At 66.2% G+C, this 15,071-nt stretch carries 11 protein-coding genes; 2 read left to right on the top strand and 9 right to left on the bottom strand.

The window, feature by feature from the left end:
* Positions 1-12 precede the first annotated feature (12 nt).
* Positions 13-1,482, bottom strand: a complete 1,470-nt coding sequence (locus G6N28_RS12580; RefSeq protein ID WP_163900715.1) for a flavin-containing monooxygenase — start codon at positions 1,480-1,482, stop codon at positions 13-15.
* 76 nt (positions 1,483-1,558) lie between these two features.
* Between G6N28_RS12580 and G6N28_RS12575 the strand changes: the two genes are divergently transcribed.
* Positions 1,559-2,206, top strand: coding sequence for a TetR/AcrR family transcriptional regulator (locus G6N28_RS12575; protein WP_163900713.1), 648 nt, complete (start codon positions 1,559-1,561; stop codon positions 2,204-2,206).
* Positions 2,207-2,236: 30 nt separating this feature from the next.
* Positions 2,237-3,466 (top strand): DNA polymerase IV, encoded by a 1,230-nt coding sequence (gene dinB / locus G6N28_RS12570; protein ID WP_163900711.1) that lies wholly within the window; start codon positions 2,237-2,239, stop codon positions 3,464-3,466.
* On the opposite strand, the gene G6N28_RS12565 is transcribed toward dinB, so the two are convergent.
* From G6N28_RS12565 to G6N28_RS12530, 8 genes are all read right to left on the bottom strand, one after another.
* The gene (locus G6N28_RS12565; protein ID WP_163900709.1) at positions 3,463-3,894 is read right to left on the bottom strand and encodes a hypothetical protein; all 432 of its coding nucleotides are present in this window, start codon (positions 3,892-3,894) and stop codon (positions 3,463-3,465) included. The two genes, dinB and G6N28_RS12565, sit on opposite strands and share 4 nt — an antisense overlap.
* A gap of 57 nt (positions 3,895-3,951) precedes the next feature.
* Positions 3,952-8,487: an Ig-like domain-containing protein gene (locus G6N28_RS12560; protein ID WP_163900707.1), complete on the bottom strand. Its 4,536-nt coding sequence runs from the start codon at positions 8,485-8,487 to the stop codon at positions 3,952-3,954.
* A gap of 384 nt (positions 8,488-8,871) precedes the next feature.
* Complete coding sequence (locus G6N28_RS12555; RefSeq protein ID WP_163900705.1) at positions 8,872-9,876, bottom strand: PHP domain-containing protein; 1,005 nt, start codon at positions 9,874-9,876, stop codon at positions 8,872-8,874.
* A gap of 17 nt (positions 9,877-9,893) precedes the next feature.
* Positions 9,894-10,469: a TIGR03086 family metal-binding protein gene (locus tag G6N28_RS12550; protein WP_163900702.1), complete on the bottom strand. Its 576-nt coding sequence runs from the start codon at positions 10,467-10,469 to the stop codon at positions 9,894-9,896.
* Positions 10,470-10,510: 41 nt separating this feature from the next.
* The gene (locus G6N28_RS12545) at positions 10,511-11,989 is read right to left on the bottom strand and encodes a hydrogenase large subunit (RefSeq protein WP_163900700.1); all 1,479 of its coding nucleotides are present in this window, start codon (positions 11,987-11,989) and stop codon (positions 10,511-10,513) included.
* A complete protein-coding gene (locus tag G6N28_RS12540) occupies positions 11,986-13,455 on the bottom strand; it encodes a proton-conducting transporter transmembrane domain-containing protein (protein ID WP_163900698.1) in 1,470 nt (489 codons plus the stop codon). The genes G6N28_RS12545 and G6N28_RS12540 overlap by 4 nt, the downstream gene beginning before the upstream one ends.
* Positions 13,455-14,117 (bottom strand): hypothetical protein, encoded by a 663-nt coding sequence (locus tag G6N28_RS12535; protein WP_163900696.1) that lies wholly within the window; start codon positions 14,115-14,117, stop codon positions 13,455-13,457. Before G6N28_RS12535 ends, G6N28_RS12540 begins: the two co-directional genes overlap by 1 nt.
* Entirely contained in the window at positions 14,114-15,067 is a 954-nt protein-coding gene (locus tag G6N28_RS12530; RefSeq protein ID WP_163906183.1) for a respiratory chain complex I subunit 1 family protein, read from the bottom strand. The genes G6N28_RS12535 and G6N28_RS12530 overlap by 4 nt, the downstream gene beginning before the upstream one ends.
* Positions 15,068-15,071 lie beyond the last annotated feature (4 nt).

The raw sequence follows: 15,071 nt of genomic DNA, 5'->3' as shown, positions 1-15,071 counted from the left end.
CTCGCTGAAGGACTAGACCGTCACCGGCGCACGGTGCCTGCTGAACTTCAGCGCGGCGTCGTCGACCTTGCCGTGGCGGATGAGGCGCAGGTCCAGGAAGTAGTTCTGCTTGAGCCGCCACGGCGTGACGTGGCCGGCCTTGGGCAGATAGTCCAGGGCACGCAGCACATAGCCGGGGGTGAAGTCCATCAGCGGGCGTTCGTCGACGCTGTTACCGGGATGCTGCGGTTCGACCGTGTCATATCCCTTGGCATCCATGTAATTGAGCAGGCGACAGACGAATTCGGACACCAGATCTGCCTTCAGCGTCCACGAAGCGTTGGTGTAGCCGATGGTGAACGCCAGGTTCGGCATGTGGGTCAACATCATGCCCTTGTAGGCCATGGTGTTGTTGAGCTCGATCGGCTCGCCGTTCCGTGAGATCGTCGCACCGCCGAACAGCTGCAGGTTCAAACCCGTTGCGGTGACGATGATATCGGCCTCGAGTTCCTGGCCCGAGGTCAACTTGATCCCGGTCTTGGTGAACCGCTCGATGGTGTCGGTGACGACGTCGGCCTTGCCGTCGCGGATCGTCTTGAACAGATCCCCGTTGGGTGCCAAGCACAGCCGCTCATCCCACGGGTTGTACCGCGGGCCAAAGTGCTTCTCGACGTCGTAGCCTTCGGGCAGCCTGCGCTGCGCCATCGTCATCAGCGTTTTGCGCATGAAGTTCGGGAACCGCCTGCTGAGACGGTACTGCACCCACTGGAAGAGGATGCTCTTCCACCGGTTCACGACGTAGGCGGCCTTGGCGGGCAGGGTCTTGTTCATCCGCACGGTGAACGGGTCCACGTCCGGCAGGGTGCCGATGTAGGTCGGCGAACGCTGCAGCATCGTCACATGGCCCGCGCCCGAATCGGCCAGTGCGGGAATGAGTGTCACGGCGGTGGCGCCACTGCCGATGACGACGATCTTCTTGCCCTGGTAGTCGAGGTCCTCGGGCCAGTGCTGCGGATGGACCAAAGCGCCTTCGAAGTCGTCATAGCCTTCGAACTTCGGCAGATAGCCCTCGTCGTAGTTGTAGTAGCCGCTGCAGGCGAACAGGAAGGAGCACTTGATCTCGACTTCCTGCCGGTCGCGCGCGACGCGCAAGGTCCACTTGTTCTCGTCGTCGGACCAGTCCGCCGACAACACGTTGTGGTTGAAACGGATGTGCTTGTCGATGCCGTACTCGGTGACGGTCTCCTTCAGGTAGGCCATGATCGACGGGCCGTCGGCGATGGCCTTCTCCGAGGTCCACGGCTTGAACCGGAAACCCAGAGTGAACATGTCGGAGTCCGAGCGGATGCCCGGGTACTTGAACAGGTCCCAGGTGCCACCCAGGTTCTCGCGACGCTCCAGCATCACGTAGCTCTTGTCCGGGCAGCGGTCCTGCAGATGCCAGGCGGCGCTGATGCCGGAGATGCCCGCACCCACGATTACGACGTCGACAAATTCGGTCATGCTGTCAAGTTATCAACACAGTGTCGATAGAGTCAACAGTATGTTGAAAGTTTCGACATCGTGTAAAGTTTCGTAGGTGACCACCGGCAGCCAGCCCCGCGCCGTCCGAGCCCGCCGCAACAGCAGGCCGTCGGGCGACGAACGTGAGCAGGCGATTCTGGAAACCGCCGAGCGCCTGCTCGAGCAGCGTGGCTTGGCGGACATCTCGGTCGACGACCTCGCCAAAGGTGCCGGTATCTCGCGGCCGACCTTCTACTTCTACTTCCCGTCCAAGGACGCGGTCGTGCTGGCGCTCGTCCGGCAGGTGATCGACGAGGCGGACCGCAACGCCGACCAAGCCATGGGCGGCAGGGACGCCGCCGTCGACCCGGCCGGGGTGTGGAAGGCGATCAACGCGCTGTTCGAGACGTTCGGCTCGCATCGGGCCGTGACCCTCGCAGGCGCCGCAGCCCGGCCGTCGAACCCCGAGATCCGGGAGGTGTGGTCGCACTTCATGCAGAAGTGGATCGACCACACCGCCGAGTCCATCGACGCCGAACGCGCCCGCGGCGCGGCTCCCGAGACCATCCCCTCGGCCGACCTGGCCGTCGCGCTCAACCTGATGAACGAGCGGACGATGCTGGCGGCGTTCGCCGAGCAGCAACCAGCGGTCAGCTCCGAGAACCTCGTCGACACACTGGCCCACATCTGGGTCACCAGCATCTACGGCAAATCCCCGCACTGACCGCGGATTGTCGTCCCGCGATGCGAACATATGTTCGTGTCAAAGTCGGCTGCGGCGATCCTGCACGCGGACCTCGATTCGTTCTACGCGTCCGTCGAGCAGCGTGACGACCCCGCGCTGCGCGGCAGACCGGTGATCGTCGGCGGCGGGGTCGTGCTGGCAGCGAGTTACGAGGCCAAGGCCTACGGCGTGCGCACCGCGATGGGCGGCCGTCAGGCACGGCAGCTGTGTCCCCACGCCGTGGTCGTGCCCCCGCGCATGTCGGCGTACACCGAGGCCAGCCGGGCGGTGTTCGAGGTCTTCGACGACACCACGCCGGTGGTCGAACCGCTCAGCGTGGACGAGGCCTTCCTCGACGTCTCCGGGCTGGCGCGGGTCTCGGGTACCCCGGTGGAGATCGCGGCACGGCTGCGGGCACAGGTCCGCAGCCGGGTCGGGCTGCCCATCACGGTCGGCATCGCCCGCACCAAGTTCCTGGCGAAGGTGGCCAGCCAGGAGGCCAAGCCCGACGGGTTGCTGCTCGTTCCGCCCGACCGGGAACTGGCGTTCCTGCACCCGCTGCCGGTGCGCCGGCTGTGGGGCGTGGGCGCCAAGACCGCCGAGAAGCTCCACAACTACGGCATCGAGACGGTGGCCGACGTCGCCGAGCTCAGCGAGTCGACGCTGGGCTCGCTGGTCGGCGGGGCGATGGGCAGCAGGCTGTTCGCGTTGTCCCGCAACATCGACCGGCGCCGGGTGGTGACCGGCGTGCGCCGCCGCTCGGTTGGTGCCCAACGCGCGCTCGGCCGGGCCGGCAACGCGATGTCGGCGGTCGAGGTCGACGCCGTCGTCGTCAACCTCGTCGACCGGATCACCCGCCGAATGCGCAAGGCCGGTCGCACCGGACGAACGGTGGTGTTACGGCTGCGGTTTGACGATTTCAGCCGGGCCACCCGATCCCACACGATGCCGCGCGCGACGGCGTCGACGGACGCGATCCTGGCCACCGTGCGGTCGCTGGTGGCGGCCGCCGCTCCGCTGATCGCCGAGCGGGGTCTCACGTTGATCGGCTTCGCGGTGTCAGGCATCGACCGCGATGGCGCACAACAGCTGGAGTTGCCGTTCGAAGTGGGCCCACACGTGAGTTGGGGACACGCGGACCCGCTCGCGCTCGACGCCGCCGTCGACCAGGTGCGGCAGCGCTACGGAAACGCCGCACTCACTCGCGGGGTGCTGCTCGGTCGCGACCCGGGCCTGGAGATGCCGCAGCTGCCGGACTAGAAGAACTGCGCGGCAACAAATCCCGCGAAAAGCACCGCAAAACCGCCGATCTCACCGATGATCAGCGCCACCATCCCGGCGTGCAACGCCGCGGTGGGGCGCGCGAACTGGTTGGTGGTGTCGCGGCGGGCGCCGTGGTTGATGTAGCTCGCGATCGCGACGACGAAGAAGAAAACCGCCACCATCGCCGCGGTCAGGTTAACCCACGTCGGCCAGCGGCTGAGTTCGACGAACACCGCGATCAGCAGCGTGGCGAACGAGTACAGCAGCGCCGCGCGGTGCGCGATGTCCACATACGGGTGCGCGAGGTGGTTCTCCGCCGTGGCCATCTGCCGGTACTTCCACACGCCGAGCACCAGCGCCAGCAGGAAGATCAGCCCCGCAGCGAGCAGGGTGACGGTGGTGTCGACACCGAGATCAGCGCCCATGCGTGGAGTCTAAGCCGAAGCGGTACGCGGCTCGGCCGCGGCCGGCCAGGCAGGCGCTCACAGCTGGTCCGTTCGGAAAAGATAATAGATGTCCGCGGTCCGAATTCTCGAAATACCTTCGCGCGTCGTGACATAAGCGTCGTCCTGGAAGGTGTCCGCGAAATCGATGTCAATGAGATCGCCACCGACCTCGAACGCGCCGAGCACGCCGAGTTCCAGGCTGATGACCGCGATCTTGTTCTCGGCACGGGACGCGACGAGTACGACCCCGCCGTAGCGCGATGCGATCACGCCCGTGGGACTGTCCCAGACGTCGTAGACGGCGTAGGTCTCGTTGGTAGAGGTGTCGATGACGGCCACCCTCTTGTTGAGCCCATCGGCCACATATACGAAATTGCGCACCGCGGTGACGCTCAGGTCCGCGACGGTCGTCTCATCCCAGGCACCGCTGTACACAAGCTCTTTCGATCCGGTCTCACCGTTGACCGCCCACACTTCGTTGTTGATACTCCCGACGTACAGGGTCTCGCCGAACTCGCTGACCGCGATGGAATTGCTCCGCAGACCTATATCCAGGATCTGCTGTTCCCCTGTCTGCGTGTCGATCACCGAGACGGTGGCGTCCTGATAGTTCGCGACGTATAGCTTGCGCTCAGAACGGTTCAGTGCCATGGCCGTTGGTTGGGCGACTTCGCCGATCGCCGTCGAGGCGCCCGTGCGGAGGTCGATCTTTGCGACGGCCGTGACATCAGCGCCATCCGACGTGCCGACATAGGCGTAATCACCGCGGGAAGTCACCGTGACGCTCGATGGCGTCGCGCCGAGTTCGATGATGTCCCACCTGCCGGTCCCGCGGTGGACGATCCGCAGTTCGTCATCTGTCAGCACATGAATCAGGTTGGCATGCATATCAAGGAAGGTTTGCGACGGCACCACTTCGTCGTCGAAGGTGATGGGCTCAGCGTCCTTGACGGTCACCGCCACGGTCGCAGTCGCCGCTACGCCGAAGCTGTTGGCGACGGTGTAGGTGAACGAGTCGACACCATCGAAGCCGGTGTTCGGCCGGTAGGTGATCACACCGTCGTTCACCGTGACAGTGCCGTTTCGGGCGCCGCTCACGTGGACCACCGTCAGTTCTTGCCGGTCAACGTCGAAATCGTTGGCCAGCACATCGATCTCAACGGCATCGGAGTCTTGGTCAACGACGACGGTGTCATCGAGCGCCCGCGGACCGCCGGTGACGGGGTTGACCGTGACGGTCACGGTATAGGGGTGGCTGACCCGGCCATCGGCCCCCACCAATTGGTAGGTGAAGCTGTCGGTTCCGACGAATTGCGGTTGCGGGGTATACGCCAGCCTGAACACCTCGCCGTTGCGTTCCACGAACCGAACAACGCCGTTGCCGGGATTGTCGACTCTGATAGAGATGTCCGTGCCTTCGCCGGGGAGGTTGTCATGAAAGATGATGTGAATATTCTGCGGACTGTTCTCGTCGATGTCCACGGCGACGTCACGGGCGACAAGCGTTCGCTCACGCACCTCGACATTGACGAATGCCTGGGAGCGGGCACCGGTGCCGTCTTCGATCTCGTACCCGATGCGGGTGAGGCCGAGGAAGCCGGCGGTCGGCGTGTAGGTGATCGTGCCATCGTCGTTCAGTTCAGCGGTGCCCATACTGGGTTGCTGGAAAAGCCGCACCGAAAGGTGTTCTCCCCCACTGGGGTCGAAGTCGTTGCCCAGCACGTCGATAACGACCGGCATGCCCTCCTCTGTCGACGCAAAATCGTCGTTGGCGACCGGAGGATTGTGCACCCACACACGCACCGTCGCCGTGGCGACCCCGTCGTTGCCGTCGGTGATGGTGTACGTGAACGAGTCCGCACCAGCGAAATCCGGGTCCGGCGTATAGGTGATCACACCATCGGACAGGCTGACGGTGCCGTTGGTCGCGGTCCCCACGTCGGTCACCGAAAGATCATCCCCGTCGACATCGGAGTCGTTGCCCAGCACGTCGACGACAGTGGGTCCGGAATTCGTCCTGACCGTGACGTTGTCATCGACGGCCTCGGGTGCATCGTTGACGGGATTGACCGTGATGGTGACGGTGGCCGTGGCGTCGCGACCATAGACGTCCATCACCGTGTACGTGAAGCTGTCGACGCCGAAGAAGTCCGGTCCAGGGACGTACCTCAGCGTGGGTCGCACTGTACCGAGCACGTGGACAGTACCGTTGGTCGGTGAGTTGATGAAGACATGCGTGATGGTTTCGCCGCTGGGATCGGAGTCGTTGGCGAGAATGTCGATGACAACGGAAGCGTCCTCGTCGGTGACCATATCGTCGTCGTTGGCGACAAGGGGCGCCCGATGAACCGTGATCGTCACCCTGGCGATGCTGCTTGTATCGGTGCCGTCGTCGAGCTGGTAGGTGAACGTGTCGATACCACGGTAGCCGGTGTCCGGCGTGTAGGTGACCGTGCCGTTCTCGTTGACCACAGCGATGCCGTGGGCTGGCGGCCAGAGCAGCGAGACCGCCAGCTCGTCTTCCGTATCGACGTCGTAATCGTTGCCCAGCACATCGATAACGATTGGCGTGTTCTCGTTCGTTGACACATCGTCGTCGTTGGCGACCGGAGCCTCATTGACGGAATTGACCGTCACATGCACAGTGGCACTGGCCGTTCCACCGTTACCGTCAGAAACGGTATAGGTGAACGAATCGGTACCGTGGAAATCGGCGTCCGGCGTGTAGGTGATGACACCGTCGACCAACGTGACCGTGCCGCCGCTTGCGGTGCCGACGGCGGTCACCGAGAGCGCGTCCCCGTCGACATCGGAATCGTTCCCCAACACGTCGATGACCGTCGCACCGGAATCCTCGTCGACCGCCACGAAGTCATCAACCGCCACCGGGGCGTCATTGACCGAGTCGACGGTCACATACACAGTGGCACTGCCCGTTCCACCATTACCGTCAGAAACGGTATAGGTGAACGAATCGATACCGTGGAAGTCAGCGTTCGGGCTGTAGGTGAACGACCCGTCGGCTTCGAGTGAGACGATCCCTTCACCGGGCGGGTCGGCGAGTTCCACCAACATGAAGTCCCCGTCGGCGTCGAAATCATTGCCCAACACCCCAGGTGCGGGAATGGTAATCGGGGTGTCCTCTTGGGTGGTGTAGGTGTCGTCTCCCGCGACCGGCGGATCCTGCTCGGGGGTCACGGTGACGGTCACGGTGGCGGTGGCGGTGGCGCCCATGCCGTCGGAGATGGTGTAGGAGAACGTATCGGTGCCGTGGAAGTCCGCATCCGGGGCATAGGTGACCACCCCGTCGGTCAACGACGCGATGCCGTTCGCCGCAGCCCCGACGCCGATGACCGATAGGGCGTCACCGTCGACGTCGGTGTCGTTACCCAACACATCGATTGCGGTCACCCCGGAATCCTCGACGACGGTCACGAAGTCGTCGACCGCCTCGGGTGCGTCGTTGACCGGGGCGACCGTCACGGTGACGGTGGCGGTGCTGGCATGACCTGCGTCGCCGCCGAGCAGGGCGGCCCACAGACCCCGCAGCAGCCCATGAACGTGGAAGGGGCTGGCTTCATCGGAGATGGTGTAGGTGAGGGTGTCGGTGCCGTGGAAGTCGGCATTCGGGGTGTATGTCAGCACGCCGCCGTCGTAGGTCACCGTCCCGTTCTGCGGCGGGGTCACCTTGGTCAGGGTCACCACATCACCGACGACCGCATCGGGATCGGTGCCGCTGACGACGTCGACGGTGATCGGGGTGTCCTCCGAAGTGGTGATGTCATCGACCACCGGGGTCGGGGTGTGGTTCAGAAACGTGCGCTGGAATTCGCGACGTACCCAGCCCAGCAGTGCCCATATCAACGGCGGTTCGGCAGGCGCCTTCGGCCCCGGCGCCACGAAGGGCGCCAGCAGCGCGGCCACCCATGTGCCCGCAATCCCGAAGACGTCGCTCGAGGTCGTCGTCGGCGTCGGCGTCGGGGTGGGCTCGTCGTCCGCCAAGACCGTCGACAGCTGAGAAGCAGGTTCATCCAGCAGGGTGTCCACACGCACCCGGCTCGTCAACGACTCTGCCGGCTGTTGTACTTCTTCGGTCAGCTCGTCGGCGTAGCGGTCATCGGCGGGTTCGGCGACAGACACCGTATCGCCGATACGTTCCGAACCCCCATCAAGATCGACCTGCAGGCCGGAATCACGTTGAGTAACCAAGGATTCCGGCTCGACAGTTTCAACCGCATCTTCCTGGTCGTCGACGTCTGTTTCCGGTTCGTCGACGTTGTCGGCATCGTCGTAGTCTTCGTACTCTTCATCGTCGATGGCCACGGCGGCGTCGGCGGACAGCTCGGCGTCAGCGACATCATCGACATCGGGGTCGACGCCGTCGCCGTCGTCGTCACCATCAGCCTCATCGTCGACGCTCGCGCTCTCCGTCTGCGTGCCGTCACTCGACGATGTCCCGGAACTCGGCGAATCGCCCGCTGAACCCGTGTCGGCCAGGGCCAATCCCGAGCCACCCGTCGCGACGGCGACGCCGACGCCCAACGCCACCGCCAGGGCACCAACTCGGCCCACATAACGCGCGTAGGTAGCTGAATTTACCGCTTCCAGGCCGCGGAAATTTGGCCATTGGACATTGCTAGGAACACCTTCGATGTTTCTTGAAGCGACCATCGAGTTACCCCTTTCCCCGATCGCGCACTACACCGGTACGCCAGCCCATCCTCAGATGCATTCAACGTGCGACGGTAGCAAGGGTTTGTGAGCAGGTATAACGATTTGGATTAATTGCTTCAGGAATTAGTGAAAATGCTCCATGAACATGCAGATTCCTGCGGCCGAGCATATTCTGACGCCATTATCGACAAAGTATTTTCCGCACATTTCGATTAGCTATCGACGCCGCTTGTGATAGCCGCGGAGCGAATCGACGCGAACGCGGTTTACGTTAGCGTCGTTTTATGATTCCGTCCAGGCCAACAATTTCTCGGCCGGCCAGGTGTTGACGATCCGCTCCAGCGGCACGTCCGCGTCGAGCGCGCGCTGGGCACCGTATCCGAGGAACTCCAGCTGTCCCGGGGCATGCGAATCGGTATCGATGGAGAACACGCAGCCGATGTCCAGCGCCAGGCTCAGCAACCGGGTGGGCGGATCGCGGCGCTCGGGCCGGGAGTTGATCTCGACGGCGGTGCCGTGGTCACGGCATGCAGTGAACACCTTCTCGGCGTCGAACTTCGACTCCGGCCGGACACCGCGCCCACCGGTGACCAGGCGGCCGGTGCAATGGCCGAGCACATCGGTGTGCGGATTGGCCACGGCCCGAAGCATGCGGCGCGTCATCGATGCTTCGTCCATCGCCAGCTTGGAATGCACGCTGGCCACCACCACGTCGAGGCGCTCGAGCAGGTCCTCCTCCTGGTCGAGCGAGCCATCCTCGAGGATGTCGACCTCGATACCGGTGAGGATACGCATCGGCGACACAGCCTCACGCAGTTCGTCGATCACGTCGAGTTGCTTGCGCAACCGGTCGGCCGACAGCCCGTTGGCCACCCGCAACCGCGGCGAGTGATCGGTCAGGGCACAGTACTCGTGACCCAAATCCCTTGCCGCCAGCATCATCTCCTCGATCCGCGCGGAGCCGTCAGACCAGTTCGAGTGCACGTGCAGGTCACCGCGCAGCGCCGTGCGCACGTCACCGCCGCCGAGATCTGCTGCATTGGAACGCAGTTCGACGAGCACGTCGGGTTCACGCCCGACCCATGCCTGCGCGATCACCTTTGCCGTCTTGGGCCCGATACCGGGCAGCGACTGCCAGGAGTTCGCCGCGCCGTGGCGTTCGCGCTGCGCCTCGGACAAGCCCTCCACGATGTCGGCGGCGTTGCGGTAGGCCATCACCCGGCGGGGATCTTCTCGCGCTCGGTCCTTGTAGTAGGCGATCTGGCGCAGGGCGATGACGGGGTCCATGTCTCCAGTGTGCCCGCTCAGCGGGTGGGCCACCCCGGGTCGCGTCCGGTCAGCCCGACGATCCGGTCCAGCACCGGCGCGTCGTCGCTCACCGGCACCGCGGGCCCGAACAGGCCCTCGACCGGCCCCTCCGCGGCGCTCTGGGTGACGTGCGGCAACACCGCGGCCGCCGTCGCGGCGTCGACGTCATAGGGCTGCCCGGTGGCGCGCGCCACGTCCCATCCGTGCACGACGACCTCGGTGAGCGCGATCAGCCCGCCCACCTCGCCGGGGAAGTCGACGCCGCCCGCCCGCGTCATCCCCTGCCAGGCCGACGGGTCAGCGTAGGAGTCGGCGAGTGCGGCGAGCCGGGCCGGATACGACGCGCGCCAGTCGTCGTCGAGCGCCTGGACGCCCACCTGGGGAGGCGTGTCGGTCAACGGGCCGAACTCCTTGCGCGCCGCGGCGGTGAACGCCAGGCACAGGCCGCCGATGTGAACCAACAGCTCGTCGAGGCGCATCTCCTCGCACGGGGTCGGCGCGCTGAGCTGGTCGTCGGTCACGGCGGCCAACACGTCGGCGGTGCGTCGGCAGGCCCTGGTCAAGTCGATCATGTGGATACCGACCACCGCAGCGTCCCTAACTCATCGCGACGTCACAGATCGTTGCCCGCATACGACAGGTTGAAGCTCTTGTTGGTCAACGGGAAGTCGGGAACGATCGTGTCGGCCATCGCCACCGGAAGGGCGGGCCAGTTGAACCAGGACGGGTCGACGACCTTGGCGCGGGTGAGCTTCCCGTCGGTGTCCACCTCGACGCGGTGCACGATGGTGCCGCGCCAGCCCTCGACGATGCCGACACCACTGGACGACCCACCGCGGCCGTCGACCGGTTCCTGGTGTACGAGCGGTCCGCGGTGTGACTCGATCAGCGCGCACGCCAATTCGACCGATGCGGCGAACTCGTCGCGTCGCACCGTGTACCGGGCGAGCACGTCGCCGGTGGTCGCGCCGGCCTCGGTGACCGGGAGTTCGGTGGTCGGGTGGTCGACGCGGGCATCGGTGCGGACCCCGCTGGCCCTGGCGGCGTAGCCGAGACATCCCAGAGCCCGCGCGTCGTCCTTGGCGAGCACCGAGGTCCCGGCGAACCGGTCGTAGACGACGTTGTTGCGCAGGGTCAGCTCGGCCACCTCTGCCAGGTCGGCCGCGATTTCCCGCAGCACGACGCGGTCGGGCAGCGTGCGCAACACCACTCCGCCGGGGCGGATGGCGCCCCGCAGCAGACGGTGGCCCGTCACCTCGGCGTTGAGGCGCAGCAGGCGTTCCTTGATCCGCAGCGCGTGGGTGTTGGCGATCCCGAGTGAGACGTCGTTGGCCAGCGCGCCGAGGTCGGTGGCGTGGTTGTAGAGCCGCTCCAGTTCGACGACGAGGGCTCGAAGCCGGTGTGCGGCGTCGGGAAGCGTGATGCCGAGGGCGTCCTCGACGGCGAGGCTGTGGGCCAGCGCGTGGCCGGCCGAGGTGTCGCCGCTGACCCGTTCGGCCAGCGCCACTCCCCCGTCGGCGGGTGTGCCCTCGAACAGCTTCTCCACGCCGCGGTGCACGAACCACAGCCGGGCCTTGAGCCGCAGCACCGTCTCGCCGACCACCGAGAACCGGAAGTGGCCCGGCTCGATCAGTCCGGCGTGCACCGGCCCCACCGGGATCTCGTACACGCCCGTACCCTCCACGGTGACGAACGGAAAACGCCCCCTCGGCTCGAATTCCGGTGGCGGGCCGGCGTCTTGGCGCATGGGATGCCAATCCTGCGGCCAGTGCGCGTGCCGGACCAACCGGCGGGGGCGCGGATGTCCAACCGGGCGGATCCCGTACAGGTCGGCCATTTCCCGCTCGAACCGGCTGGCCGGAAACGACAGGTATGCCAGCGACGGCACTTCGGGATCGCCTGGCGGCAGGACGCATTCGAGTTCCACCCGACGGTCGGGATGACCGGCGAGGAACAAGTACACCGCCCGTAGCGCACCGTCGCCGTCGTCGTGGCCGGCCACCAGCGCGAGCCGGAATCCCGACCCGAAGAGCTCCTCGGCCCTATCCCGCAGGAGCTCTCGCGAGATGCGATGGCGTACATAGCTTCTCATCGCAACCCTCCGAGCAGGGTTGCGGCGTCGGCGAACAGCTCCGTGAGCGGACCCGCCGTGATACCAAGGACGATCGATACCGCCACGCCCACCACCAGCGCCGCCGCCACCGAGCCGGGCACGGCGATCGCGGGCGCGCCGGCGGGTGCCGTCCCGAGCAGCATGCGCCCCGAATTGCGCACGAGCGCCGTGAACGCGACCGCGACCAAGAGCATCGCCGCGGCAAGTGCCCAGCCCAAGCCGGCGTCGGCGAGCGAGCGCGCGATGGCGAGTTCACTGGCGAACATCGCGAACGGTGGCAGTCCGAGCAGCACAATCAATCCGACCGAGAACGACCCGCCGATTATCCGGGAGCGGCGCACCACACCGCTGATGTCGCGGATCGCGGTGGAGTCGTGCGCCATCTGCAGCTGACCGCCGGCCAGGAACAGCACGGTCTTGCCGACACCGTGGGCGAAAACGTGCAGCAGCAGGCCCGCGATCGCCAGCGGTGTGCCTGCCGCGGCGGCGATCGCGATCAGCCCCATGTTCTCCATCGACGAGTAGGCGAGCATGCGCTTGACGTCGCCGGTGACCACCAGCATCAGCGCGGAGATGAGCAGCGTCATCAGGCCGAGCACGATCAGCCCGGTGCGCAGGAAGCCGGGCCCGGTCGCGGCATCGATGACCGGTTTGATGCGCAACAGCACCGAGAACGCCACGGCCAGAAGCACACCGCTCATCAACGCCGACACCGGTGCCGGGGCCTGGCTGTGCGCGTCGGCGAGCCAGGTGTGGAACGGGAACAGGCCGGCTTTGGCACCGTAACCGATGAGCAGCAGCCCGCCCGCGAGCCGCGCCACACCGGGATCGAGTCCGGCCGCGTACGCCGCGAGCACGTCTAGGTTGAGCGCCTGCGCCTCCGGTGCGCCCGCGTGCTGAGCGGCGAAGTACATCAGGACGGTGCCCAGCAGCGCCACCGCGATGCCCACGGAGCAGATCATCACGTACTTCCACGTCGCCTCCAGCGCGGCGCGGGTGCGGCGGTGCCCGACAAGGAACGCGGTGACGACGGTGGTGGCCTCCACAGCGACCCAGATCACCCCGATGTTGTTGGCGCTCACCGCAAGTGCCATCGACGCGATGAACGCCGGGGTGAGCACGCCGTAGAGCCGGGCGCCGCCGGCGTCGGTGTGACCGTGTCCGAGTTCGGCGCCGATGTAGCCGATGCTGGCCCATGTCGACAGGGTGGCCACCACTCCGATGACGATCAGCATGGTGACCGACAGCGCGTCGGCGCGCAGCAGGCCGCCCAGCGCCAAGTGCGGGGCCGAACCGACCCGGGTGGCGAGCACGATGCCGCAGACCAGCACCGTGGCGGCCGAGACCAACGACAGCGCCGCGGTCCAACGCCGCCATCCGGCAAGGAGATTCACCACCGCCGCGGCGGCAGGCACGAGGACGGGCGCGAGCAGAAGTGTGGTCATCAGTCCCGCAGCTCCTGCAGGCGGTCGAGGTCGGCACCGCCGAATGCCCGCCGCAACCGGCCGGTCAGAACCCCGATGATCAACACCACGAACAGCACGTCCAGCGACGCGCCGAGTTCCACGATCAGCGGTACACCAGCGGTCAGCAGGAAGGCCACAGCAGTTATCCCGTTGTCCAGCATGAGAAAACCGGCCGCCTGGGACACGGCGTGTCGCCTCGTTGCCATCACGAACAACGCGATGAGGATCACCGCGAACGCCGCGGGAACAGCGTTGACTACGGGGTCGGGCGCCAGGTCGACCAGCGGGCGGGTGATCGCGAACGCCACGATGGTCAACACCCCCGCGATCAGCAGCGAGGTGGCCGTGTTCACCAGCGGGGTCGCCTCACGCTGCGCCTCCTGCTCGGCGGCCAGCGCACGGGCGAGCAGCCAGGGCAGCACCCCGGCGCGCAGCACCAGCACCGCGGCGCCGACCACCACCATCGCGAGCTCGGCGTCGTGCAGACCGCGCACCACCGGAATCGCGGCCAGCGCCACGCCCTGCCATGCCAACAGGCGGACGATGGCACGCAGGTCACGCCGCCACACGATGAGCACCGCGGCCAGCGTGAGCCCGCCCGCGGCGAACCCTATGAGCGTGATGAAGTTCGAGTCGATCATGCGGCCCCCACCATGAAGAAGCTGGCCGCGGTCACCGCGAGCAACGCAAGCAGGAAAGAGCCGGCCAGCAGTTCGGGCACCCGGAACAGCCGCAACTTGGCGATGAACACCTCGACGCTGGCCAGCAGCAGCGCCAGCACCCCGACCTTCACCGCGACGGCGACCACCCCGACTGCCACCGCAAGTGCGGTTGGCTGGTCACCGGCAATTCCCCACGGCAGGAACAGGTTCGCCAACAGCGCCAGCAACACGGTCAGCCGCATCGCCGATGCCCACTCCACCAGGGCCAGTTTCGGCCCGGCGTATTCGAGGACCATCGCCTCGTGCACCATCGTCAGCTCGAGGTGGGTGGCGGGGTTGTCCACCGGCAACCGGCCCGTTTCCGCGATGATCACCACCACCAGCGCGGCGAACGCCAACACACCGGACAGCGACACCACCTGGCCCGGGTTGTCCAACGTATTGGCCACCAGTGCACCCAGATTCGCCGATCCGGCCGGGATCGACAATGCGAAGACCGCCAGCAGGATCGTCGGCTCCACCAGAGCGGCGATGGTGGTCTCGCGGCTGGCGCCCATGCCGCCGAACGAGGTACCGGTGTCGATGCCTGCGAGGGTGAGCGCGACCGTGCCCAGGAACAACAGCCCGACGACGGCGAACAGATCGGCGCTGGAATCAAGCGGCGACCCGGTGGCCACCACCGGGGCGATCGCTGCGATCAGGAGCGTGGTGCCGGCGAGCACGAACGGCGCGGCGGCGAAGATCAGCGTGGTGCCCTCGGGCGTGATCTGTTGTTTGCCAAGCTGTTTGCGCAGATCCCGCCACGGCTGCAGCACCCCGGCGCCTGCGCGGCCTTCCCAGCGTGCGCGGACCTGGCGCATCAACCCGATCACCAACGGCGCACCCAGGGCGACGGTGGCGAGTTGGGCGACGCCCGCAAGATATGACATCAGG

The sequence above is a fragment of the Mycolicibacterium pulveris genome (assembly GCF_010725725.1).
Lineage (GTDB): Bacteria > Actinomycetota > Actinomycetes > Mycobacteriales > Mycobacteriaceae > Mycobacterium > Mycobacterium pulveris.
The sequence above is the reverse complement of the archived record's forward strand: the minus strand, read 5'-3'. Positions and strand labels throughout refer to the sequence as shown.

Coding starts and splice junctions, on each gene's coding strand:
- G6N28_RS12540 (WP_163900698.1), bottom strand. CDS start 13,455: ATGACCACACTTCTGCTCGCGCCCGTCCTCGTGCCTGCCGCCGCGGCG.
- G6N28_RS12550 (WP_163900702.1), bottom strand. CDS start 10,469: ATGATCGACTTGACCAGGGCCTGCCGACGCACCGCCGACGTGTTGGCC.
- dinB (WP_163900711.1), top strand. CDS start 2,237: ATGTTCGTGTCAAAGTCGGCTGCGGCGATCCTGCACGCGGACCTCGAT.
- G6N28_RS12545 (WP_163900700.1), bottom strand. CDS start 11,989: ATGAGAAGCTATGTACGCCATCGCATCTCGCGAGAGCTCCTGCGGGAT.
- G6N28_RS12565 (WP_163900709.1), bottom strand. CDS start 3,894: ATGGGCGCTGATCTCGGTGTCGACACCACCGTCACCCTGCTCGCTGCG.
- G6N28_RS12580 (WP_163900715.1), bottom strand. CDS start 1,482: ATGACCGAATTTGTCGACGTCGTAATCGTGGGTGCGGGCATCTCCGGC.
- G6N28_RS12555 (WP_163900705.1), bottom strand. CDS start 9,876: ATGGACCCCGTCATCGCCCTGCGCCAGATCGCCTACTACAAGGACCGA.
- G6N28_RS12535 (WP_163900696.1), bottom strand. CDS start 14,117: ATGATCGACTCGAACTTCATCACGCTCATAGGGTTCGCCGCGGGCGGG.
- G6N28_RS12530 (WP_163906183.1), bottom strand. CDS start 15,067: ATGTCATATCTTGCGGGCGTCGCCCAACTCGCCACCGTCGCCCTGGGT.